We start from the raw sequence: 23,778 nt of genomic DNA, 5'->3' as shown, positions 1-23,778 counted from the left end.
GCTCAGCCCGCTTTCACGGTGCTGACGCCAAGGCGCGACAAGGCCAGCTTGAGGGCGTCGGCCAGGTTGGCCTTGGTGGTCACCCCTTGCAGGTCGAGGCCGAGGTGGACGATGGTCTGGGCGATCTGCGGACGCACCCCGCTGATGATGCAATCGGCGCCCATCAGGCGGATGGCGGTCACGGTCTTGAGCAGGTGCTGGGCGACCAGGGTGTCCACGGTGGGTACGCCAGTGATATCGACGATGGCGATTTCCGCGCCGGTATCGACGATGCGTTGCAACAGCGACTCCATCACCATCTGGGTGCGCTGGGAGTCCAGCGTGCCGATCATCGGCAGGGCAAGGATGCCGTCCCACAGCTTGACCACCGGCGTCGAGAGTTCCAGCAGCTCTTCCTGCTGGCGCTTGATCACCGCTTCGCGCGAGCGCTGGAAGGTGCGGATGGTATGCATGCCCAGGGCATCGAGCAGTTCCGAGACCACCCAAAGCTGTTCGGCCAGGGTCGCCGGTTCGTCGCTGAAATGCTTTTGCAGAAGCGCGAACAGCGGGCCCTTCAAGGTGAAGATGAACGAGGCCGTCTGTTGCGAGTCATGGCCGAGCAGGGCGCGGCTGTTGGAGAGTTTTTCGAGGAACAGGCGGATCTCGTCCCAGCCGGCTGTGCCGATGTTCTCCCCGGTCCTGCTTTGCAGGCTGCTGATCAGCAACTGCAGGAATTCCTGGGTCTGTTGCTGCAGCTCCTGTTCCTTCAGGTTGCGGGTGGCGCCTTTATCCTCGAGGTCCCGGGTCCACTCGGCGAGCAACTGGGTGCGCTGCGCCTGGATCGCTTCTAGCGTGCTGGAACTGAGTGCTGCCATGTGAGTGTCGCTCCTGGGATGGGGCCGGTTCTGTTGGATGAACTGCCGGCTTGTGGACAGTAGCACTGCCCTTGGAAAAATGTTTGGCGGATTGCCAGTATGCGGCGGATTGGAACTCCGATCCTTGCGTTGCGCAAATGGTTCCGTGGGGAAGCGGGGATTTTGTTCATATTTTGGCGGCTTGCCAAAAAACCTGTGGGAGCTGGCTTGCCAGCGATGAGTCCGGCACTGGCAGAGCCGTTGTCAAATCTGGCCAAATCGCTGGCAAGCCAGCTCCCACAGGGGCTTTGCAGCGCTGTCAATGATCGTGGATGCGCCCGGCGCGAACGGTCAGTGGCCAGGTCACCCGTCGCCGGGTCGCCGCATCGCCCCATTCCTCGCCCAGCGCCTGGGCCAGCACATCCACCGGGTTGATCCCCTGTGCCTGCTGCGCTGCCTTCACCGCCGACCAGGTGTTCAGGTAGCCGACCAGTTGCGCCAGGGTCCAGTGCATCTCGATCACTTGCGGCGGTATTTCGATCGGGGCGAAGGGAAACGGCAGCTCGCGGTAGCCGCTTTCCACATGGCGCCGCTCCGGCGGCCAATAGGGGGCGAGGGTCTGGTAATAGAACGCCTGCAGATGACGATCCAGTTCACCCTCCAGATGCAGCACGCCGTAGGTGATCAGGGCGATGGCCGCCTGGGGGCGGGCGATGCGCCGGGCTTCGGCGTAGAACGTGTCGAGGTCCAGCCAGTGGGCGGCCTGGGCCACGGTCACCAGGTCAACGCTGGCGTCAGGCAGGCCGCTGTCCTCGGCCAGGGCGGTGCGGTAGATCACGCCCTCGCGTGGTTCGGCGTCGGCGATCTGCGCGGCGCTGGCGTCGGTGGCTACCACTTCGTCGAAACGTTCGGCCAGCAGCACCGACAACTGCCCGGTGCCGCAGCCGCAGTCCAGCACCCGGCCGGTGCCGGGGCTGATGCTGGTCAGCTCATCGATCAGCTCCAGCGGGTAGCCCGGACGGTAGGCCGCGTAGCCGGCCGAGCCGCTGGAGAAATGATCCTTGAATGTCGCGCTTGTCATGAAACCGGCCTCTGTCTTTCTTTTTGGATGTGCCGATCCTAGCGAGTGGTTCCCTTGCCGAACATTCGACCTTTTTCTGCCCCGCTGCCGATAAAGACGATCAGCGGTCCTTCACCGCCCGCACATGCTTGACCAGCAGCTTCTCCAGTTGCTCCCACAGCGCCGGATCGGTGCTGAACGCCACGTTGAACCGCATCCACCCGGTCGCCTGGCTGTCGACCATGAACAACTGCCCGGGGCCGAGCATGATGCCCTGGTCCAGCGCATCGTCGAGCAGCGCGGCGCTGTCCGGGATGGCCGGATGGCGGGTCCAGATGTACATGCCTTCGTCGCTGTCGATGAAGCGCTCGAAGCCCAGCCGCGCCAGTTGCCGGCCCACCTCCTGGTGCGCCTCGGCCAGGCGCTGGCGCAGGCGCTTGAGGTGCTTGCGCCAGCGGCCGTCGGTGATCGCGGCATAGACCACCCGCTCCATCACCTGGGAGGTGGTCAGGCCCGAGCGCATCTTCAGTTGCAGCAACTGCTGCATCAGCTCCGGGTTGGCCAGCATGTAGCCGACCCGCACGTTGGGCGAGATGCTTTTGGAGTAGCTGCCGACATACACCACCTGTTGCAGCTGGTCGAGGCTGGTCAGGCAGGGCAGGGGCTCCTCGATCATGTCGGCGTAGAGGTTGTTCTCCACCAGGCGGAAGTCGTGCTGGGTCGCCAGTTGCAGCAGGCGGTGCAGTTGTACCAGCGGAGTACGGGTGCAGGTCGGGCTGTGCAGGTGCGGCTGAGTGAAGAACACGCTTGGCCGGTACTGCTCGAGCAGCCGTTGCAGGTGGTCCAGGTCGTAGCCGTTGGGCGTGCGCGGCACGCCCACCAGGGTCGCGCCCTGGAAGCGCAGGATGCTCATCAGGTTGGGGTAGCCCGGGTCGTCCACCAGCACCACGTCGCCCGGGCGCACCAGGGTGCGTACCGCCAGGTCCAGGGCCTGGCTGGCGCCGTGGGTGAGCATCAGCTGGTTCGGCGGCACCACGATGCGCAGGTCCTGCTGCAGGTTCTGCGCGGTCAGGGTGCGCAGTTCGGCCAGGCCCATGGGATCGCCGTAGCCGCTCAGTTCCAGCACGCTGCTGGCAACCTGGCGCAGCCCGCGGCGTAGGCCGTCCTCGAACATCCAGTCATTGGGCAGCCAGCCACAGCCGGGCTTGAACGCCAGTTGGCGGCTTTCGAAGATCTGTTGCAGGTACCACTCGGAATTGAACGCCGGCTTGGCCGTGTCCGGTTCGCTGGCCTGGGCCTCCAGCAGGTCGCCGGCGGCGCGGTTGACGAAGAAGCCGGCGGTGCCACGGCTGACCAGCAGGCCCTGGGCCACCAGGCGGTCGTAGGCTTCCACCACGGTGAAGGTGCTCACCGAGTATTTCGCGGCGAAGGCGCGGATCGACGGCACCTTGGCGCCTGGCTTGAGGGTCTGGTTCTCGATCGCGTCGCGCAGTCCGTTGATGATCTGGTTGACCAGGGGAGGCGAGGCGTCGGGGCGGAGTTCGAACATGGGAAAACGGTGCCTTCGGGTGAGCATAACGCCGGCCGCGCATGCGCTGTATTGCATTGGCGACCTGTACAGTGCTGTGACAATCAGTGGGCACTGTGCATGGCTCTTGAGGTCGGACATTTTTACATTAGGTATCAGTTACCGCTAGATCAAAGCCGTGAAGCTTCATGAACAACCGCTCGTCGAACCACAAATTCCCGAGGCGGGGCTCAGTCTCCGCGTCTCACTCGCTGTCGTCGTGCCCGCAAGGCCGGTGCGCAGTGTCTTCGCAGTAACTTTCCAGGCTTAGCGGACGAGCCTGGGCACGACAACACACTGCCAGCACATAGCCGTTCGTCGGCTCGGGCAGGGTCGTGCACGTCGAATCAGAGCAGCTGATGCAACAGGGGGCGCGATGCCATTTCGCGCCCCTGTCGAGTTTCCTTGGATAAAAAGAACACGGGGTAGACCACTGATGGACGCAACATCCACATCGACTTCGGCAGCGAAGTCGGAGCACGAGAGCAAGCTGGCGGCTTCGCTCAAATCGCGCCACCTGACCATGATGTCGATCGCCGGAGTGATCGGCGGGGCATTGTTCGTCGGTTCCGGCAGCGTGATCCACAGCGCCGGCCCGGCCGCCGTCCTGGCCTACCTGGCCGGCGGCATCCTGGTGGTGCTGATCATGCGCATGCTCGGTGAAATGGCGACGTCCTCGCCGGACACCGGCTCGTTCTCCACCTATGCCGAACGTGCCATCGGGCGCTGGGCGGGCTTCACCATCGGCTGGCTGTACTGGGGCTACTGGGTGATCCTGATGGCCTGGGAAGCCTATGTCGCCGGCAAGATCCTGCATGGCTGGTTCCCTTCGGTGAGCATCAACGAATTCGTGTTGATGGCCACCCTGGCGCTGATCTGCGTGAACTTCTTCAATGTCAAGCACTACGGCGAGTTCGAGTTCTGGTTCGCCCTGATCAAGGTGGTGGCCATCGTCTGCTTCCTGGTGGTGTGCACCGCGGCGGTGATGAACCTGTGGCCGACCGGTGAAGTCAGCGGCATGGCCAACCTCACTGCCCACGGCGGCTTCATGCCCAACGGCATCGAGTCCGTGGTAGTGGCGATGCTCGGTGCGATGTTCGCCTTCCTCGGTGCCGAAATCGTCACCATCGCCGCGTCCGAGTCCAAGGACCCGGCCGGTCAGATCGTCAAAGCCACCAACTCCGTGGTGTGGCGCGTGTGCCTGTTCTACATCGGCTCGATCTTCCTGATTGTCTGCCTGGTACCGTGGAACGACCCGCTGATGGGCACCTCGGGCTATGGCTCGTACCGCCGCACCCTGGAACTGCTGGGTATCCCGGGCGCCGAGTTCATGATGAACTTCGTGGTCCTGACCTCGGTCAGCAGCTGCCTGATCTCGGCCCACTACACCGCGTCGCGCATGCTGTTCTCCCTGGCCACCCGTGGCGACGCGCCGAAGATCTTCAAGATGACCCGCGCGGGCACCGGCGTACCGGTCTTCGCCATTATCGGCTCGTGCTCGATCGCGATCATCTGTGCCCTGATCAACTTCAACGAAGCCCTGCGTCCGAAGGATGTGCTGGACACCCTGATGAACACCACCGGCATGATCGCCATGCTCGTCTACCTGGTGATCGCCTGCTCGCAACTGAAGATGCGCCGCAAGCTGGAAGCCGAAGGCAAGCAGATCCGCCTGAAGATGTGGCTGTTCCCGTGGCTGACCTACCTGAGCATCGTGTTCATCGTTGGTTGCCTGGTGACCATGGCCTTCGTCGAGGAGTACCAGGTGCTGGTGGTTTCCACCGGTGTCGCGGCGATCGTCGTAGCGCTGATCGGTGTGATCGTGCACCAGCGCGCGCTGAAGCAGGCTGCTGCCTGATCGCCCACTGTGGGAGCTGGCTTGCCAGCTCCCACAGTGTTTTTTGCAGACCCTGCAATCTCAACGCTGCTTGACCATCGGACGCAATGTCGCAGGTCAGGATCAGGCGTTGTTCAACTGCCCGGCGGTGCTTTTGCTGCTGCGTCGGCGATACATCAGCAGCAGGAACACGAACCAGACCGGCATCGCCAGTAGCGCCGCGCGGGTATCGGCTTCCAGGGCCAGCAGGGACAGCACGAACAGCAGGAAGCCCAGCGTCGCCATCGCCATCGGCACGCCCCCCGGCAGCTTGAAGCTGGAACGTTGGTGCGCCGCCGGATTGGTGCGGCGATAGGCGAGATAGGCGATCAGGATCATCGACCAGGTGAACAGCACCAGCACTGCCGACACGGTGGAGATCAGGGTGAACACTCTCATCACTTCCGGAATCACGAACAGCAGGGTTAGCCCCACCAGCATGCACGCCCCCGAGAACAGCAAGCTGTAGACCGGCACGCTGAGTGTCGACAGGCGTCCGAAGATCCCCGGGGCATTGCGCCGTTCCGCCAGGCCGAAGAGCATCCGGCAACCGGAATACACGCCGCTGTTTGCCGAGGACGCCGCCGAGGTCAGCACCACGAAATTGATCATCCCGGCTGCGGCGGGGAAGCCGGCGAGCAGGAACAATTCAACGAAGGGGCTGCGGTTGGCCGGCACTTCGGCCCACGACACTACGCTGATGATGCACACCAGGGCGAGGATATAGAACAGCAGGATCCGTGCCGGAATGGTGTTGATTGCCTTGGGCAGGGTGCGTTCCGGGTTCTTCGCTTCGGCGGCGGTGGTGCCGATCAGCTCGGTGCCGGCGAAGGAGAACACGGCAATCTGGAAACCGGCGAAGAAGCCGCTGAGACCATGGGGAAGAATCGCCCCCGGCGTAGCCATATGCCCGAGCGACGCCTGTACGCCGTTGGGCGAGGTGAAGCCTGTGGCGATCATTACCAGGGCGGTGAGGATCAGGGCGATGATGGCGATGATCTTGATGATCGCGAACCAGAACTCCACCTCGCCGAAGATCCGTACCGCCAGCATGTTCAGGCCAAGCAGGAGGAACAGGGTGAAGAACGCCGGCATCCATGCCGGCAGGTCCGGGTACCAGTACTGCATGAAGCCGGCGACCACCACCACGTCGCCGACCACCGCCACGCTCCAGCTCAGCCAGTACGACCAGCTCAGCACGAAGCCGGCCCGTGGCCCGAGGTAGGCTGCGACGATATCGGCGAAAGACTTGAAGCGCAGGTCGCTGAGCAACAGCTCGCCCATGGCGCGCATCACGAAGTACAGGAAGAAACCGATGATGGCGTAGACCAGGATGATCGAGGTGCCGGCCAGGGCGATGATCTTGCCCGAGCCCATGAACAGCCCTGTGCCGATCGCCCCGCCGATGGAGATCAGCTGGATATGGCGGTTTTCCAGGGTGCGCTGCAGATGCCCTGCAGCCTCCGGGCGTGCGGATGACGTGTGCATTGATCGAACCTCTTTTTTGTTGTGGGTATACGGATTTAATGGTTGATGGGGCACCTTTACCCCACCAACCTGATACCATTATCAGATGGTTGATAGATCGACTCCGTAGTTGAGTTCCTCTGCGAAGTCCGGCAGTCCGTAACCGATGGTTTTCTTGTAGAAAGGAGAGACCTTCGCAGTCGGTGCCTTCTTCTTGTGCTTCGTGGTGTAGAGCATTCGTGCCCGCATCACCTCGAAGGAGTAACCGCGCCCTTCACGGTTCTTGTCCTTGGCCAGTCGGTTGATGGACTCCGTGTAAGCGTTGGTGACGGGCATGTCCGTCTCGAAGTAGGTCATGGTCTCTTCGCGCCAGTTTCCCACTGCCCTGACCAGATCGCTCCAGACTTCCTTTTGGCCCTTCGGGATGGTGGCTATCCACTCGTCCAGGGCGGCTTCTGCCTGGAGCCGTGTGGTGGCGTCCCAGATGCCGTAGAAGCGCTCCTTGTGCTCGTAGGCGGCCAGCAGTTGCGGGAACGCGCCTGTCCAGGTCTCCATGATGAGGCGCTCCCGGTCTGAGACTTCGTGAGCGCGTTTCAGCAGGATTTTCCGGTCTCCCTTGAGAGTCCGGCTCTGGGACGGTTTCAGCTCCTTTCTGAGGCCCTTGCGCACTCTCTCTAGGGCATCGTTGGCCATGCGCACCACATGGAACTTATCGACCACGATACGGGCCTGGGGCAGCACAGCCTTGACCGCTGCCCGGTAGGGGTTCCACATGTCCATGCTGACGATCTCGACCTTCTGCCGGTCTTTCAGCTTCATCAGGTAGTTGGTCACCACGTCCTGGCGGCGGGTGGCCAGCAGGTCGAGCAGGGTTCGCTCCTCAATGTTGGTCAGAATGCAGCGGTAGCGCTTGTTCAGGTATAGCTCGTCAATGCCCAGGATGCGGGGCGTCTCGAAGCGGTGCCAGCGCCCCAGGAACTCGGCGCGGGCGTTGAAGATGTCGCGCACCGTCTTCTCGTCCAGGCCGGTCTGTGCCGCCACAAAGGTGTAGGGGTGGTTGAAGGATTCCTTCTCCACGTACTCATGCAGCCGCAGTGTCATACGGAATCCGTCCACCATCTCCGGTAGCTGGGGCCTGAATGTTGTCTTGCAGGCCCGGCAGGTGTATCGGCGGCGGACCACCCAGAGAGTGACCCGCTTGCCGTGGATGGGCAGATCACGATAGGGAACGTCACGCTTGCCGAACCGCACGAACTCACCCTGCACGCCGCACCCCTCGCAGGCTACTGGTGTAGGTGCTTCAAGCCGAAAATGTATGTCTTCATTCTGCTCATCAGAATCCACCAACTGGTACCCAGGAAGGCTTAACGAATTAATCATCTCCCGCCTTGATCAGAAAAACAGGTAGGTGGCGTAACCGGCAATCATCGCCATAGCAAAAATGACTGCTAAAAACGCCGCTAAAAGCTTCAGCGTGAACAAAGAGCGCAACAGAATGAGCTCAGTCAGGCTGGCTCCGGCACTGCCGATGATCAACGCTAGCACCGTCCCGGCACCCACGCCTTTGGCCATCAGAGCCGCTGCCAGAGGTATGACGGCTTCAGCGCGAATATACAACGGCACGCCGATGACAGCGGCAACTGGAATGGCAAAGGGATTATCTGGGCCTGCATACTGCTCCAATAAGTCAGTGGGCATGAAACCATAGATCACGCTGCCAATCGCAATACCGATGAGCAGGTAAGGCAACACATCGATAAAGTCCGACCAAGCTTCCCGCCACACACCACTGTACTTCCCTTCTTTCTTAACCGTGACAGTGGGTTGACTGTCACAGCATTCGCTAGACGTAGAGACTGTTGTCTTCCTATCAGCCCCGCAAGAAGCCGTCTTCGGAGTGGTGTCGCAGCTGTTGGTGCCGCAACTCGATGCGGTCGATGTAGCACTGCACGGGCTTGCTGATGAACTACATCCACTGCTCTCTTGTGTCGCCGTCCGGCGCACATAACGCTCGAAGCCAAGCGTGTGAAGCAGCCATCCGGCACCTACCGCGACCACCAAAGCGGCGAGCACATAGATAGCAGTAAGTGTCCATCCAAACGTGGCAACCAGCAGGCCGACGACGATAGGATTCAGCAACGGAGATGAGAAAAGAAACACCATCATCGGCCCAAAACCGGCCCGTGCCCGAATCAACCCTTTCAACATGGGGATAGTCGAGCAACTACAGAAGGGCGTTATAGCTCCTAAACCAGCAGCAAGAAAATAGCCTCGCTTCCCACTGGAAGTCAGTAACGCTTCCACCTTGGATGGTGGGATGTGACGTTGAAGAACTCCGACCAGCAAGCTAATGCCAATGAATAAAACCGATAGCTCGATAGCGAGAAAGGCGAACATGCCTAGAGCGTCTTGGAGTTGAGATGACATTCAATATTACTCCTATATTTCTAGTATTGTCGAAATGATGTACGCAGCCTACTTGCGTTTATCCGACCTGTCAACTATAATTCTAGAAACATCGAATTATTGGGGCGTGCTATGGATCACGAAAAGGTTGCAGCCAGCTTAGCTGAGCTAGGGAATAGTCACCGACTGTCCGTGTTCCGCTTTCTGGTCAAAGCTGGCCATGATGGGGCTTCGGTCGGAGATATCCAGAAGGGGCTGGGTATTCCTGCTTCGACGCTATCACATCACCTTGCGCGCATGGCCAAGGTAGGGCTGATCCGGCAGGAGAAACATAGCCGCACGATTGTCTGTATACCCGAGTATGGGCACCTAGAGAATTTGATCGGTTTCTTACAAGAGGAATGTTGTGCAGGTGTCCGGATTGCGCATGAACCAGAACCGCTTTGACGCTTGCCCAGCTCTCGCTGTCCTCCCTAGTCAGCATCGCTATGAAGACTCAGGCGAAGGTGGAAACAGAAAATTGGCAGTAGAGTAGGCTGAAGAGGATCAATCAGATAATCCGCTGAGAAAGATTTTCTTCTTTACATCTTTGGCATTTTATCAACCAGAAATTCCGGATACCCTTTGTTGTTTTGCTGGATCGCTGAAGCCCCGCCGTGCGGGCGGGGCGGGGTACGTCAGGTGTTGGCTTCGAAGCCCTGCAGGGTATTCACCGCGTTGATGCCGATCTCGTCGACCATGTAGCCGCCTTCCATCACGAACAGGGTCGGCAGCCCGGCCCCGGCGATGCACTGGCCCATGCGCAGGAAGTCCTCGCTGGTCAGGCGGAAATGGCTGATGGGGTCGTCCTCGAAGGTGTCGACGCCGAGGGAGATGATCAGTTGCTCCGGACGGTAGGCGACGATCCGCGCCAGGGCATGCTCCAGCGCTTCGCGGAAGCGGCTCCATGTCGTGCCGCGGGCCAGCGGGTAGTTGGCGTTGCAGCCTTCGCCAGCACCGACGCCTGTTTCCTCGGCATAGCCGGAGAAGTAGGGGTAGGACACGTGCGGGTCGCCGTGGATCGAGGCGAAGAACACGTCCGGGCGGTCGTAGAAGATGTTCTGCGTGCCGTTGCCATGGTGGAAGTCCACATCGAGGATCGCCACCCGCTGCGAGCCCTGGGCCAGGCAGCGCTCGGCGGCGATGGCGGCGTTGTTCAGGTAGCAATAGCCACCCATGTATTCGCGCGCGGCGTGGTGTCCGGGTGGCCGGCACAGGGCGAAGGCGCTGTGATGGCCGTCGAGCACCTTGTCCATTGCGGTCAGCGCCACATCGGCACTGGCGCGCACCGCTTCCCAGGTGCCGGCGGTGATTGGCGAGCCGGCATCCATGGCATAGAAGCCCAGCTTGCCGTCGATGAAGCCCGGTTCCGGGGCACTGGCCAGGTCGCGCACCGGCCAGACCAGGGGCAGGGCGTCGTGGGTCTTGCCGGTGGCCGACCACTCGTCCCAGGCGTTTTCCAGAAAGCTTACATAGCGCTCGCTATGGGCGGCGACGTAGCAGGCGCGGTCATGACGCTGCTCGCCGATCACCTCGCCCAGGCCGCTGCTGCGCACCCGGGCCAGGACGGTCTCGGCCCGCTGCGGTTTTTCGAAGGACGGTGTCAGCGCGCCATCCTTGAGCTCGGTGCCGTGGTGCAGGCGGTGGCTGGAACTGAAAACGGTCAGCACGGGAGTGTCCTCTTCGGGGTGTTGTTGTGAAGACGATTTTCGCGCTGGATCCGGGAAATTGTTTTGCTTTATTTCCTGATAATCGGGTTAAGTGAGCAAATTCATTTCTAGAGGTGAGCGGTATGAGCAAAGACAGTTCTTTTGACTCGCTGGATGGTGTCGACCGTACCTTGCTGGGCCTGTTGCAGGACGACGGCACCCTGTCCAGTGCCGCCTTGGGCGAGCGCCTGTCGATGTCCGTCACGCCGTGCTGGCGGCGGCGCAAACGCCTGGAGGACCTGGGCATCATCCGTGACTACCAGGCCAATCTGGATCGCAGGAAGCTCGGCTATGACGTCATGGCCTTTGCCCAGGTGCGCTTCGGCAATGTCTCCGACAACGCCCCGGACCAGTTCGAACGGGCGATCAAGGCACTGCCCCAGGTGCTCTCGTGTCACAAGGTCACGGGGGAGGCGGATTATGTGCTGACGGTGGTGGCGACGGATCTGGAAAGCTACGGGCGCTTTGTCGAGGACGTGTTGCGGCGCCAGCCGGGGATTGCCTCGATCCAGTCGAGCCTGTCGTTGCGCGAGGTGAAGGCGGTGACGCGTTTGCCGGTGCCGGAATGAGGCGGGGCTGCGAGCTCTGGACTGCGGAACTGTTCGGGAGAGCTGTTGCCTGATATTGCTGGAAGTGATTTTCATTCGAACCTTCCACCGGATTTTGTCTAAGCTCTCAAGCGATTTTTTCTGCTAAACAAGGAACGCGCCCGATGAAAAAGTGGATTGCTTTGTCAGTAGCCCTGTGTGCCAGTGCCGCAGTGCAGGCCGCCGACTCGATCAAGGTCGAACTCAAGGAAGCCACCGCCCAGGGCGAGGGCAAGAGCGTCGGCTTCGTCACCATCACCGAAAGCCCGTACGGCGCGGTGTTCACCCCTGAACTGAACGGCGTGGCGCCGGGCGTGCATGGTTTCCACGTGCACGCCAACCCCAGCTGCGCGCCGACCGAGGCCGATGGCAAGCCGGTACCGGCCGGCGGCGCCGGTGGCCACTGGGATCCGAAGAACACCGGCAAGCACAGCTTCCCGTGGGATGACGGCGGCCATCTGGGCGACCTGCCGGCTCTGATCGTTACCGCCGACGGCAAGGCTTCGCAGCCGCTGCTGGCGCCGAAGATCAAGAAGCTGGACGAGCTGAAGGGGCATGCGCTGATGATTCATGCCGGTGGGGACAACCACTCGGATCATCCGGCACCGCTGGGTGGCGGGGCGGCTCGGTTTGCTTGTGGGGTGATCAAATAAGCCTGGTGTAGACATGAAGATCCCGGTCATCTGGCCGGGATTTTTTTTGGGTTTTGCGGGCCTCATCGCTGGCAAGCCAGCTCCCACAGGTTCAGCAGCGACCCGGACCTTGTGGGAGCTGGCTTGCCAGCGATGAGGCCCTGGAGGACACCAGAACATCAGGCCACTGCCAACCTCCGCCCAGGCACCGCCTCCAGCAATTCCCGGGTATAGCTGGCCTGCGGCTGCTCCAGCACCCGACCTGCCTCCCCTTGCTCCACCACCTGCCCCTGCTTGAGCACTACCACCTGGTGCGCCAGGCTGGCGACCACCGCCAGGTCATGGGACACCAGCACGTAAGCCACGCCCAGTTCCGCCTGCAATTCCCGCAGCAGGTCGAGGATCTGCGCCTGCACCGAGACGTCCAGCGCCGACACCGGCTCGTCGAGCAGCAACAGGTCGGGCTTCAAGGCCAGTGCCCGGGCAATGGCCACGCGCTGGCGCTGGCCGCCGGACAGCTCGCGGGGCAGGCGGTCCAGGTAGCTGGCCGGCAACTGCACCTGCTCCATCAGGCGCCGCGCCGCCTGTTCCAGCTCGCGACCCTTGAGCCGGCCGAAGGACACCAGCGGCTCGACCACGCTTTGGTAGATGCTGAACTTCGGGTCCAGCGCGGCGAACGGATTCTGCTGCACCAGTTGCATGCGCTGGCGCAGCGGCCTGAACGCCTTCCAGCTCAAGCCGCCGATATCCTGCCCGGCAAAACGCACCCGGCCCGAGCTGGGTTGCTCCAGCCCGAGCGCAATCCGCAGGCTGGTGCTCTTGCCCGAACCCGACTCGCCGACGATGGCCAGCGTCTGCCCCGGGTAGACCTCCAGGCTCAAGTCCTGCAGTGCCTGGAAGTGCTGCCCGTGCGGTAGCTGGAAGCGCTTGCCGACCCCTTCGAACTCCAGTAGCGGCTGTGCGCCGAGGGTTGAAACCGACACCGGCCGTGGCGTTTCACCAAAGGCTGGCGCTGCTGCCAGCAGATCGCGGGTGTAGCTGTGGCCGGGCGCTGAAAGCACCTTGCTGGCGACGCCGCTTTCCACCAACTCGCCCTGGCGCATCACCAGCACCCGGTCGGCACGATCCGCCGCCACACCCAGGTCATGGGTGATGATCACCAAGGCGATGCCGCGGGCTTTCACCAGTTGCTCCAGGTGATCGAGGATGCGCTTCTGCACCGTGACATCCAGGGCGCTGGTAGGCTCGTCGGCGATGATCAGCCGGGGCTCGCCGGCCAGGGCGATGGCGATCAGCACGCGCTGGCGCATGCCGCCGGACAGCTCATGGGGGTACTGGGCCGCCCGCAGGGCCGGGTTGTCGAGCCCTACCTGTTCGAGCAGTTCCAGCACATCCGCGTCCAGGCCCGGATAGCGTTTGCCATGGCGCAGGACCAGGCTCTCGGCGATCTGCTTGCCGATGCTCAGGGTCGGGTTGAGGCTGACCATCGGATCCTGCGGCACCAACCCGACCACCCGGCCGCGCAGTTGCTGTTTGCTGCGCTCGCTGGCGTGGCTGATGTCGTGATCGGTCACCTTCAGCACCCCGCCATCGATCCGTGCCGTCGCCGGCAACAGGCCGAGCAGGGCGCTGGCGATGGTGGTCTTGCCCGAACCGGATTCACCGACGATGGCCAGGGTTTCCCCTGGGTCCAGATGAAAGCTCACCCCACGCACCGCCTCGGTAACGCGGCCGGCACTGTGGTAACTGACCCGCAGGTCCTGCACGTCGATCAGGCGGCTCATCGCTGGATCTCCTCGAAGGTGCGGGCGATATGGTTGAGGCTGAACACCACCAGCACCAGGAACAGCCCCGGCAGCAGCGAGACCCAGGGTGCGGTGATGAGGAAGTGGCGACCGTTGGCGATCAGCGTGCCCCATTCGGCGGCGGGCGGTGCGGCGCCGAAGCCGAGGAAGCTGAGGCCGGCGGTGGCGAGGATCGCCGCGCCGATATCCAGGGTCGCGAGCACCGCCACCGGCCCCCAGGCATTGGGCAGCACATGGCGCAGCAAGGTCCGGCCCCAGCTTGCGCCGCCCAGGCGCGCGGCCTCGACGTAGGGCAGGGTCTTGATCCGCAGCACCTCGGCGCGGGTGGTGCGGGCGAAGCCGGGAATGATGCCGACGCCCACGGCGATTGCCACCGGAATGGTGCCGAAGCCGATCGCGGTGACGATGGCCAGCGCGAGCAGCAGGCCGGGCAGGGCCAGCAGCACATCCACCAGGCGCATGATCAGCGCGTCCACGCGTCCGCCGATAAAGCCCGAGACGATGCCCAGGCCCAGGCCGCTGACCAGCGCCAGCCCGACCGCGAGCAGCGCCGCCTCCACCGACAGGCGCGCGCCATACAGCACCCGCGTGTACAGGTCGCGCCCCAGCTCGTCGGTGCCGAACCAGTGCGCGGCACTCGGTGGCAGCAGTTTGGCCGAGGGCTGCGTGGCGTAGGGATCGACCTGGGTGAACAGGCCGGGCCAGAGCGCGGCCGCCAGGGTAAACAGCACCAGGACCAGGGCCACGACGAAGCCCGGCCGGCGCAGCAGCGGCCCGGCCTGGTCCAGCAAGCGTTGCAGGCGCCGCCGCGGGCGCCACTGGGAGGCCTCGCCGGCCACGGGGATCAGGCGTTGCAATACGGTCATCTCAGCTCACCTTGGGCGCATGGGTAATGCGCGGATCGAGGATGGGGTAGAGCAGGTCCACCAGCAGGTTGACCAGCACGAAGGCGGCAGCGGACACCGTCACCACCGCCAGTACCAGCGGGATGTCCTGGCGCAGCACCGCCTCCTGCACCAGCCGGCCGACGCCGTTGCGGGCGAAGATGGTTTCCACCAGCACGGCACCGGACACGGTGTTGCCCACCTGCAGGCCGATCAGCGTCAGCAGCGGCAGGGCGGCATTGCGCAGGCCGTGGCGGGCCTGTACCTGGGCGCGGCTGAGGCCCTTGGCGTAGGCGGTGACGATGTAGGGCTCGCGCCAGACATCCTGGAAGCCGCGTTGCAGCACCTGGGCGTAGACCGCCGCGCTGGGAATGGCCAGGGTCACCGCCGGCAGTACCAGGCTGTCGAAGCCGGTGCTGCCGGTGGCCGGGAACCAGCCCAGGCCGAAGGCGAAGATCTGAATCAGCAGCAGGCCCATCCAGAACACCGGCACGGAAAAGCCCAGCGCCGGCAGACGCGACAGCGCGGTCTTCAAGGGTTGCCAGCGCACGTAGGCGGCCAGGTACGCCAGGCCCACGCCGCCGATCAGCGACAGGACGATGGCGAACCCGGCCAGGGCCAGGGTTTGCGGCAGGCGTTCGGCGAGGATCGCGGTGACCGGGCGGTTCAGGGTCAGTGACTGGCCCAGGTCGCCTTGCAATACGCCGAGCAGCAGGTTGACGTAGCGCTCCAGCAAGCCCTGGTCCAGCCCGTAATAGGCCTTGGCTTTCGCCAGTTGCTCCGGCGACAGCGCATCGATCTCCATGCCCGAGGCGCTGAGCATGATGCTCAGCGGATCACCCGGCAGCAGGTAGAGAATGAAGTAGGTAATGCTGTACGCCCCCACAGCACCAGGGCGGCCTGGGCAATGCGGCCGAGCAGGTAGCGGCTCATGGCTTGACCTCGATGTCGTTGAGGAAGGCAAAGCCCTCGGCGCTCCAGCGGAAGTTCTGCACGCGCTTGGAGGTGGCCGCCTGCCACACCCGCTCGTACACCGGGATTGCCGAGCCCTGGTCGATCAGCAGGTCCTGCAGTTGGCCGTAGGCGTCGGCGCGCTGCTGCGGTGCGGTGGCGGTGAGGCCGGCGTCGAACAGGTTCTGCGCCACGGGCAGCACGTTCGGTGCGTAGGTGTTGGTGGCCAGGGTCGAGCTGTTGGCGCTGCGCGGGTCGAGGATGGTCTGCAGGATGATCGGGTCGGCCCGGGTCATGTAGGTGTAGGTCAGGTCATAGTTGCCGGCGGCGTTGTTCGCGGCCCACTCGGCGGTGGTCTGCACCTTGAGCTTGAGTTCGATGCCGAGCTTGCGCAGTTGGTCCTGGATCAGCACGTCGCCGGGGGTTTCCTTGCCGGCCAGGTTGTATAGCAGGACCAGGCGCTTGCCGTCCTTGTAGCGGTAGTTGTCCTGGCCCAGCGTCCAGCCGGCCTCGTCCAGCAGCCGGGCCGCGCCTTGCGGGTCGTAGGCCAGTTTGTCGCCCTGGCTGCGGAAGTACGGGGTGGTCACATCGTAGACGCCGTCCACCACCGGGAAGGCTTCGTTGTAGACGGTGCTGGCGTAGCTCTTGCGGTCGATGGCCTTTTGCAGGGCCAGGCGTACCTTCTGGTCGGCGAGGATGCGGTTGTCGCGGGTATTGGGGTAGAGGTTCCAGGCCGGGCCCGGCAGCGAGCGGCTCTGGATGGTCGCGTCGTTGCGCTGGAACAGTTGCAGGTCGACCTCGGAGAACGGCACCCGCGGCCAGAGGATATCCACCTTGCCCTGCAGGAACAGGCCGTTGCGCACGCTTTCCTCGGGTACGTAGCTGACCTCGATGGCCGACAGGTGCGCGTCGCCCTTGTTCTGCACGTTGGCCGAGGCCCAGGCGTAGCCTTCGCGACGGACCAGGCGCAGGCCGCTTTCCGGGGTGTAGTGGTCGATCTTGAACGGGCCGGTGCCGATCACCGCGCCCAGGGAGCGTTCCTTGGCGGTCTTGCGGTACGACTCGGGGGCCAGGATCGACAGGTTGGTGGTGGAGGTGGCCTGGAGGAAGCCCGCGTTGGGTTTGCTCAGCACCAGCTTGATGCTGTGCGGGTCGAGGATCTCGGCGTGGTCGTAGCCGGCCAGGTAGGTGGCGCCGAAGGTGCTCGGCAGCTCGGCGGCGAAGGCCTTGTTGCTGTCGAAGGCGGTCTTGACCGCTTGCGCGTCGAACGCCTCGCCGTTGCTGAAGGTCACGCCTTTACGCAGGTAGAAGGTGTACTCCCGGGCATCCGGGCTGATCTCCCAGCGTTCGGCCAGCCACGGAATGATCTGCCCGGTCTGCGGGTCCTGGTCGGTCAGGGCCTCGACCACGTTGCGCAGCACCACCCGGTGCTCCAGCCAGTAGACCTGGAACGGATCGATGCTGACCAGTTGGGTGTTGTCGTTGAAAAAGGCGATCTTCAGGGTGCTCGCCGCCTTTGCGTCCGGTTGCGAAGGCGAGCAGCCGGACAGTCCCAGGGCAAGCAGGATGGCCGCGCTGGCCAGGGTTCGTTGCAGTCTCATGGGCGATTCCTCGTTCCGTTGTCGGAGCAGGGCCGCGCCGCATCCCGGCGGCGCGGCCGGGTGGGTCAGAAGTCGTAGGCGATCTTGCTGTACCAATAGCCACCACCAGGGTGGAATGGCGGGTTGCCGTAGGGTGCCAGGCCCAGCGGGCTGTACACCGCATGCTTGTCCGGGCGCACGTCGAACAGGTTGGTGGCGCCGATGCTGACGGTCAGTTGGTCGAAGAAGGTGTAGGCCACGTCCAGGTCGGTGATCCATTTGGCGCCGAAGCTGCGATCGCCGCTGGGGTTGACCGCAAGGGTCTTGACGCTGCCGTAGCGGGTGGTCTGCAGGTTGACCGCAAGGTTGTCGACCTTCCAGTTGGCGCCGAGGATCCACTTGGTTTCCGGGCTGGCCACGGTCAGGTCGCCCTCGCGGTCGCGGCCCACCAGGGTTACCCCGGAGCCGGCCAGCGACGTCGGTGTGTCGCGCACGTCCTCGATGCTGGTCTTGTTCCAGTTGAACGCCAGGCTCCAGCGCACGTCGCCCCAGGCGCCGAAGTCGGTGCTGTGGTCGGCGACGATGTCCAGGCCCTTGGTACGGGTGTCGTAGGCGTTGGTGTAGTAGTTGACCCAGGTGCCCGGGGCCACGCCCTGGCTTTGCAGGATCGAGGTGATCACGCCGTTGCCCTGGTCGTAGATGTTGCTGGTCAGGGTGATGCGGTCGTCGATGTCGATCAGGTAGGCGTCGGCGGTGATGCTGGTGCGCGGTGCCGGTTGCCAGGTCACGCCCAGGCCGAGGTTGCGCGATTTCTCCGGCTTGAGCTTGTCACCGCCGAGGGCGGCGGCCAGGCTGCTGTCGGACGGGGTCAGGCGGGTCACTGCCGGAACTACGTTGCCATTGACGTCGGTGGCGACGCGGTTGTCGGCCACGGTGTAGCCGATCTGGGTCAGGGACGGCGCGCGGAAGCCGGTACCCACGGTGCCACGCACGGCCCATTGGTCGGTCAGCTCGTAGCGCGAGTTGAGCTTGAGGCCGAAGGTATTGCCGGAATCGTCGTCGTAGTGCTCGACGCGCCCGGCGAGGTCGAGGAACCAGCGCTCGGTGAGGTCGAAGCCCAGGTCAAGGTAGGCCGCGTAGTTGTTGCGGATCAGGCTGACTTCGTCTTCCGGGCGCAGGGTCACGGCGGCCTGGGCCCCGGAGGCGGCGGGGTAGCTGCCGGTGATGTATGCCTCGGGGTCGCCGGCGAAGGTGCTGAAGCGCTCCCAGCGGTGTTCCAGGCCGGCCGACACCTGCACCGGCGAGGTCAGGCCGAACAGGCTGTCGTAGCGCCGGGTCAGGTCGAAGTTGTTGACCCACTGTTCGAAGCGGAAGGTCGCCAGGTTGTCGAAGCTGGTCGGGCTGGCGGTGCCCAGGGACGGGTTGATGTTGAAGTCGCTGGAGTGGTGGATATTGTTGCGCCCGTAGGTGGTGCTCAGGTCCCAGTGCCAGTCGGCGCGTTCGCCCTTGCCGCCGAAGAGGAACTGGTAGTCGCGGTCCTTGATGTTGTTCAGCGGGTAGTAGCCGTCGGGGAACAGCTCGGGCACCGCGGCGGTGCCGGTGGGCAGGCGGAAGTAGTTGTAGGCCTCGGCATCGCGTTCGCCGTAGGTGGCGTAGGAGTACAGGGTCAGGGCGTCCAGCGGCAGTTCGGCGTTGTAGGCGAGGTTGAAGGCCTTGATCTCGGGGTCACCGTTCTTGATCGCAACGCGGTCCCAGGCTGCTTCCTTCACCGGGTCGCGGAAGGCCCTCACGCTACTGTCGGCCTTGCCGTTCCAGGCGGCATCGCCGCGTTTGCGCGCATCGGCGGAGAGGTGCAGGAAGCCGCTTTCACCCAGCTTGAAGCCCTGGTCTCCGGCGACCTTGATGGTTTCGCCCTGGCCGGAGTAGAGCTTGCCGTAGCTGCTCTCGACATGCCCGCCGGAGGCGCTGGTCTTGAGGATGATGTTGATCACCCCGGCCACTGCATCGGAGCCGTACTGGGCGGCGGCGCTGTCCTTGAGCACTTCGATGTGGTCCACGGCGCTGACCGGGATCAGGTCGATATCCACCGCGTTGGCGCCGCTGTTGTCGATGTTGCCGCGCTGGCCCACCGCGCCGTTGTGCCGACGCTTGCCGTTGACCAGCACCAGGGTGTAGGCCGGGCCCAGGCTGCGGTTGCTCAGGGGTCGGGTCACCGAGTTGTAGCCGGCGATGTTGGTGCCGAAGTTGAATGACGGCAGCAGGCGTGAGATGGCTTCGGAGAGTTCGGCGCGACCGGTCCTGAGCAGTTGCTCGCTGTTGATCACATCGATCGGCGCCGGGCTGTCGGCCACCGTGCGTTCCTGGCCGCGAATGCCGGTGGAGATTACGGTCACGGTGTCCAGGTGGGTATCGTTGCTGGCGGCCACGACCTGGGGCGCGAGTCCGGCCAGGAGCAGGGCGGTGGTCAGGGCGCTGAAGGGGAAATGCTTGGGCATGCGGGCTTGGTCCATCGAAGCTGGCACTGGCCCTGGGTGTGGGTGCAGGTGGATCGCCTGGGGTGTTTTGAAGGAATGACGAGATCGTCTGGGGTTGATCTTATTTTTATAAGAAATTGATTGGAAATTCTTTTTTGGAATATAAATATTATTCTTTTTTTGAATTATAAATAATTATAAATATGCAAAAAATGATTATTAATGAGTTGCAAAAAACCCTGTGGGAGCTGGCTTGCCAGCGATGAGGCCAGTAAGAACACCGTTGTTCTCTAGGGCCCTATCGCTGGCAAGCCAGCTCCCACAGGGACTGTTGTCAGGGGATTGGATAGGTGGTGTGTCAGATCACGAAGAACCCATGGGTCCCATCCCGTCCCAGCTGCTCCACCAGGCCGAACTCCCAGTCCAGGTACCCCTGCATCGCCTCGCGCGGGTTATCCGTGCCTTCATAGGGCCGGCGATAACGGTCGCTGCGCGGTACCGCCAGGCTGGTTTCGCCATGCTCCAGCGGTCGGCCTTCGGCGATCCAGCGTCCGGTGCCGCCTTCGAGCAGGAATACCGGCTTGCGCGTCAGCGCCTGCAGGTCCACGGCGGCGAAGCGCGCCAGCAGGCTGCTGCCGCAGGTCACCACGTAGCGCTCGGCCACCGGCAGTTTTTCCAGGGCCTGGGCCAGTTGTGCACGAATCGCCCAATGCGCGCCGGGGATATGCCGCTGTACATAGTTGGCGCTGGTGGTGAAATCCAGCAGTACGGTGTCGCCAGCGTCCAGCCATTGCTGCAATTCACCGCCCTGGATCGACGGTGGCTGCGGCAGTTCCGGCAGTGGCGCCTGCCAGTCGCCGGTCTCGCTGAAATCGCTCTTGCGCAGACCGTCCAGTACCGCCACCTCCCAGCCCATCTGGGCCAGCCAGGAAGCGCTCATGTTGGCGCGCACGCCATCGTCGTCCACCAGCACGATACGCGCGCCGCGTACGCTGGCGTTGTGGTCGGTTTCCTGGACCAGTTGCCCGCCCGGCGTTGAACGGCTGCCGGGCAGGTGGCCGCGAGCGTATTCCTCGGGGGTGCGCACGTCGAACAGGTAGGTGGTGCGATGAGCCTCTGCCTGCCATGCCGCCAGGGTGTCCCTGGAAATGCGTGCCACCCCGGCCTTGTCCGCTACCGCACGGGCCCGGCGTGCGGCGCTGGCGCGCGTCTCGTCGCCGACCTCGGCGAAGCGTTGCGATTGGCCATGGGCCAGTTGCTGCCCGGCCAGGGTCCAGCCAATGGTGCCGTTGCGCAAGGCCGAGACCGGGTTGGGAATGCCGGCGTTGACCAGCGACTGGGTGCCGATGATGCTGCGGGTGCGGCCGGCGCAGTTGACGATGACGCGGGTGTTCGGGTCCGGCGCCAGTTCGGCCACGCGCAACACCAGTTCCGCCCCCGGCACGCTGATGCCACCGGGAATGCTCATGGTCTGGTATTCATCGAAACGGCGGGCATCGAGCACCACTACATCGGCGTTTTCATCGAGCAACTGCTGGACCTCTTCGGCGGCCAGCGACGGCGTATGACGCTTGGCTTCTACCAGCTCGCCAAAGGCCTTGCTCGGCACATTGACGTCGCGAAACAGCTCGCCGCCGGCCTCGCGCCAGCCTGCCAGGCCGCCTTCGAGCAGGGCCACGTTGCTGTAGCCCAGCTCGCGCAGGCGCTCGGCGGCCAGCGCGGCAAGGCCTTCGCCATCGTCGTAGACCGTCACCTGGGTATCGCGGCGCGGCACCCGGGCATAGATCTCGATTTCCAGTTTCGACAGGGGAATATTGGCCGCGAAAAGCGGGTGCTCCAGGGCGAAGGGCGCTTCTTCGCGCACATCGATCAGGGCCAGTTCGTCCTTGGCCAGCAGGTGCTGGCGCAGCTCGGCGTAGGAGCGGGTAGTCGCGGTGCTCATGGGGCAGGGTTCTCTTTGGACAGGTCCCAGATATTGGGCAGGCGGGTGTTGGAATAGCCGGAGATAAAGGGTTTCTCGCTGCCGTCGGCGAGGTACACGGCACGTTTTACCGCGCCGATGTTGGCGCCATACACGTGGATGCTGATGGATACCTGGTCATCGTGGGCATTGCGCACTTCATGGATATCGCCAATACGCGGCGACACCGCTTCGACCTGCCCGGGCTCCAGGCGCACGGCGTCGCCCGCCGGAATCAGCGCGCCGCTTTCGGTACGGGCGAAGCCCTGGGAATACTCGGCGCCGCGCAGCATGCCGATCAGGCCCCAGACCCGGTGATCGTGGATCGGCGTGCGCTGCCCCGGGCCCCAGACGAAACTCACCACCGAAAAGCGCTGGCGTGAATCGGCGTGCAGGAGGAACTGCTGATAACGCTCGGGGCTGGGTTGGGCCAGCTCCGGGGGCAGCCAGTCATCATGGGCTACCAATTGCTGCAACAGGTTCTGCCCGCGATCGAGGATGGCGGCTTCTTCGTGTTCCTGCTCCAGCAGTTCGGCCAGGTCGCCGATGAACCGGCGCAGGCGGTCGAGACGTAGGGGATGGGTCATTTTTCAAGGCTCAGGCTGCGGTTTCAAGGAACCCTAGCAACGGCAGGATCATTCTCAAAATTCGAATTCCGCATAAGCTAATATGCGAAACAAGAATTTTAAAGATAAAAGATTATTCTTTATCTTTTGAATTAGCTTATGCCGGAAAAGAATTTCACAGCGGACGGTGCGACCGTTAGCTTATAAGCGATCGTTTTGAACATCCCCGTTCCTATAACCGTCCGCCTTCAGGGAGATCCAGCATGAGCGTGCAATTCATCGGCATGATCGGCCATCGGCTGTCATCGGAAACCATCGACGCCAGCGGCCCGATCTTCGACAAGGCGTACATCACCCGTTTCGCCCAGGTGCATGAAGAGGCGGGTTTCGACCGTGTCCTGGTGGGCTATTGGTCCGATCAGCCGGACGGCTTCCTGGTCACCGCCCTGGCCGGGCTGGCGACGTCCAGGATCCACTTCCTGCTTGCCCACCGCCCGGGCTTCGTCGCCCCGACCCTGGCCGCACGCAAGCTGGCGACCCTTGAGCACCTGCTCGATGGGCGCCTGGCCCTGCATGTGATCAGCGGCGGCAACGACGTCGAGCAGCGCAAGGACGGCGACTACCTCGAGCACGACCAGCGCTACGCCCGCACCGACGAGTTCCTCGAGGTGGTGCGCAAGGTCTGGATCGAGGAACGTCCATTCGACCACGCGGGTACCTATTACCAGGCAGAAAAAGCCTTCTCGGCGATCAAGCCCCTGCAGAAACCCCACTTGCCGGTGTATTTCGGCGGTTCTTCGGCGGCCGCGCTGCAGGTCGCCGGCAAGCATGCCGATGTCTTCGCCCTGTGGGGCGAATCGCTGGAGCAGACCCGCGAGACCATCGCCGCGGTGCGTGCCGAGGCGGCTCGCCATGGTCGCGAGATCGAGTTCAGCGTGTCGTTCCGGCCGATCATCGCCGCCACCGAGGAGGCCGCCTGGGCCAAGGCCGAAAGCATTCTTGGCACGGCGCGCCAGCGTATCGAGCGCTCCGGCCCGGTGATCGCCAACAAGCCGCAGAGCGTCGGCGCCCAGCGCCTGCTCGACACCGTGGCCAAGGGCGAGCGGGTCGATGAACGGCTATGGACCGGGATCGCCGGGCTGGTCGGCGGCGGGCACAACTCCACCGCGCTGGTGGGCACCCCGAGCAGGTGGCGGATGCCTTGCTGGCCTACTACGACCTGGGCGTGAAAACCTTCCTGATCCGTGGCTTCGACCCGGTGGTCGATGCCGAGGACTATGGCCGCGAATTGCTGCCGCTGACTCGGGCCAAGGTCGCTGCCCGACTGGCCTGATCCATTCCATTCAGCCCCCACGAGACCGCACGCGCGGATCGTCAACCAC

Annotated in this window: 17 protein-coding genes and 2 pseudogenes; 5 read left to right on the top strand and 14 right to left on the bottom strand. The window is 63.6% G+C overall.

Annotated elements, in window-relative coordinates:
• Positions 1-2 precede the first annotated feature (2 nt).
• The 3 genes from CSV86_RS12810 to CSV86_RS12800 all read right to left on the bottom strand — a co-directional run bounded on the left by CSV86_RS12810 (position 3) and on the right by CSV86_RS12800 (position 3,442).
• Positions 3-854, bottom strand: coding sequence for an STAS domain-containing protein (locus CSV86_RS12810; RefSeq protein WP_009401526.1), 852 nt, complete (start codon positions 852-854; stop codon positions 3-5).
• A 298-nt stretch (positions 855-1,152) separates the two neighbouring features.
• Positions 1,153-1,914 (bottom strand): class I SAM-dependent methyltransferase, encoded by a 762-nt coding sequence (locus tag CSV86_RS12805; protein ID WP_009401522.1) that lies wholly within the window; start codon positions 1,912-1,914, stop codon positions 1,153-1,155.
• Positions 1,915-2,014: 100 nt separating this feature from the next.
• Positions 2,015-3,442, bottom strand: a complete 1,428-nt coding sequence (locus tag CSV86_RS12800) for an aminotransferase-like domain-containing protein (RefSeq protein ID WP_009401521.1) — start codon at positions 3,440-3,442, stop codon at positions 2,015-2,017.
• A gap of 454 nt (positions 3,443-3,896) precedes the next feature.
• On the opposite strand from CSV86_RS12800, the gene CSV86_RS12795 reads away from it, so the two are divergent.
• On the top strand, positions 3,897-5,318 hold the full coding sequence (locus tag CSV86_RS12795) for an amino acid permease (RefSeq protein ID WP_009401519.1): 1,422 nt from the start codon (positions 3,897-3,899) through the stop codon (positions 5,316-5,318).
• 102 nt (positions 5,319-5,420) lie between these two features.
• Here the strand turns inward: CSV86_RS12795 and CSV86_RS12790 are convergent, their stop codons facing one another.
• The 3 genes from CSV86_RS12790 to CSV86_RS12780 form a co-directional block, all read right to left on the bottom strand.
• Positions 5,421-6,824: an amino acid permease gene (locus CSV86_RS12790; RefSeq protein WP_009401517.1), complete on the bottom strand. Its 1,404-nt coding sequence runs from the start codon at positions 6,822-6,824 to the stop codon at positions 5,421-5,423.
• 81 nt (positions 6,825-6,905) lie between these two features.
• Positions 6,906-8,183 carry an ISL3 family transposase gene (locus tag CSV86_RS12785; protein ID WP_000610830.1) on the bottom strand — a complete coding sequence of 426 codons (1,278 nt, stop codon included), beginning with the start codon at positions 8,181-8,183 and terminating at the stop codon, positions 6,906-6,908.
• A 12-nt stretch (positions 8,184-8,195) separates the two neighbouring features.
• A complete protein-coding gene (locus tag CSV86_RS12780) occupies positions 8,196-9,200 on the bottom strand; it encodes a permease (protein ID WP_040363373.1) in 1,005 nt (334 codons plus the stop codon).
• Positions 9,201-9,341: 141 nt separating this feature from the next.
• Between CSV86_RS12780 and CSV86_RS12775 the strand changes: the two genes are divergently transcribed.
• On the top strand, positions 9,342-9,656 hold the full coding sequence (locus CSV86_RS12775) for an ArsR/SmtB family transcription factor (protein ID WP_000349485.1): 315 nt from the start codon (positions 9,342-9,344) through the stop codon (positions 9,654-9,656).
• A 230-nt stretch (positions 9,657-9,886) separates the two neighbouring features.
• Here the strand turns inward: CSV86_RS12775 and CSV86_RS12770 are convergent, their stop codons facing one another.
• Complete coding sequence (locus CSV86_RS12770) at positions 9,887-10,918, bottom strand: histone deacetylase family protein (RefSeq protein ID WP_009401199.1); 1,032 nt, start codon at positions 10,916-10,918, stop codon at positions 9,887-9,889.
• Between the two features lie 122 nt (positions 10,919-11,040).
• On the opposite strand from CSV86_RS12770, the gene CSV86_RS12765 reads away from it, so the two are divergent.
• Both CSV86_RS12765 and sodC read left to right on the top strand, forming a co-directional pair.
• Positions 11,041-11,526, top strand: a complete 486-nt coding sequence (locus CSV86_RS12765) for an Lrp/AsnC family transcriptional regulator (protein WP_009401200.1) — start codon at positions 11,041-11,043, stop codon at positions 11,524-11,526.
• Positions 11,527-11,669: 143 nt separating this feature from the next.
• Positions 11,670-12,197 carry a superoxide dismutase family protein gene (gene sodC / locus CSV86_RS12760; RefSeq protein WP_009401201.1) on the top strand — a complete coding sequence of 176 codons (528 nt, stop codon included), beginning with the start codon at positions 11,670-11,672 and terminating at the stop codon, positions 12,195-12,197.
• A 158-nt stretch (positions 12,198-12,355) separates the two neighbouring features.
• On the opposite strand, the gene CSV86_RS12755 is transcribed toward sodC, so the two are convergent.
• The 7 genes and pseudogenes from CSV86_RS12755 to CSV86_RS12725 all read right to left on the bottom strand — a co-directional run bounded on the left by CSV86_RS12755 (position 12,356) and on the right by CSV86_RS12725 (position 22,417).
• Positions 12,356-13,960, bottom strand: coding sequence for a dipeptide ABC transporter ATP-binding protein (locus CSV86_RS12755; protein ID WP_009401203.1), 1,605 nt, complete (start codon positions 13,958-13,960; stop codon positions 12,356-12,358).
• Positions 13,957-14,847: an ABC transporter permease gene (locus tag CSV86_RS12750; RefSeq protein ID WP_009401264.1), complete on the bottom strand. Its 891-nt coding sequence runs from the start codon at positions 14,845-14,847 to the stop codon at positions 13,957-13,959. The genes CSV86_RS12755 and CSV86_RS12750 overlap by 4 nt, the downstream gene beginning before the upstream one ends.
• 1 nt (position 14,848) lies before the next feature.
• Positions 14,849-15,798 (bottom strand): annotated as a pseudogene (locus CSV86_RS12745) (ABC transporter permease).
• Positions 15,795-17,417, bottom strand: a complete 1,623-nt coding sequence (locus CSV86_RS12740; RefSeq protein ID WP_009401267.1) for an ABC transporter substrate-binding protein — start codon at positions 17,415-17,417, stop codon at positions 15,795-15,797. The pseudogene CSV86_RS12745 and the gene CSV86_RS12740 overlap by 4 nt, the downstream one beginning before the upstream one ends.
• A gap of 65 nt (positions 17,418-17,482) precedes the next feature.
• Positions 17,483-19,891, bottom strand: a complete 2,409-nt coding sequence (locus tag CSV86_RS12735) for a TonB-dependent receptor plug domain-containing protein (RefSeq protein WP_009401269.1) — start codon at positions 19,889-19,891, stop codon at positions 17,483-17,485.
• A 337-nt stretch (positions 19,892-20,228) separates the two neighbouring features.
• Positions 20,229-21,812, bottom strand: coding sequence for a rhodanese-related sulfurtransferase (locus tag CSV86_RS12730; protein ID WP_009401384.1), 1,584 nt, complete (start codon positions 21,810-21,812; stop codon positions 20,229-20,231).
• On the bottom strand, positions 21,809-22,417 hold the full coding sequence (locus CSV86_RS12725) for a cysteine dioxygenase family protein (RefSeq protein ID WP_009401386.1): 609 nt from the start codon (positions 22,415-22,417) through the stop codon (positions 21,809-21,811). The genes CSV86_RS12730 and CSV86_RS12725 overlap by 4 nt, the downstream gene beginning before the upstream one ends.
• A 242-nt stretch (positions 22,418-22,659) precedes the next feature.
• On the opposite strand from CSV86_RS12725, the pseudogene CSV86_RS12720 reads away from it, so the two are divergent.
• Positions 22,660-23,729: pseudogene (locus CSV86_RS12720) on the top strand (LLM class flavin-dependent oxidoreductase).
• Positions 23,730-23,778 lie beyond the last annotated feature (49 nt).

It is taken from the genome of Pseudomonas bharatica CSV86 (assembly GCF_000319305.2).
Taxonomy (GTDB): Bacteria; Pseudomonadota; Gammaproteobacteria; order Pseudomonadales; family Pseudomonadaceae; genus Aquipseudomonas; species Aquipseudomonas bharatica.
This window is presented reverse-complemented; position numbering and strand designations above follow the sequence as displayed.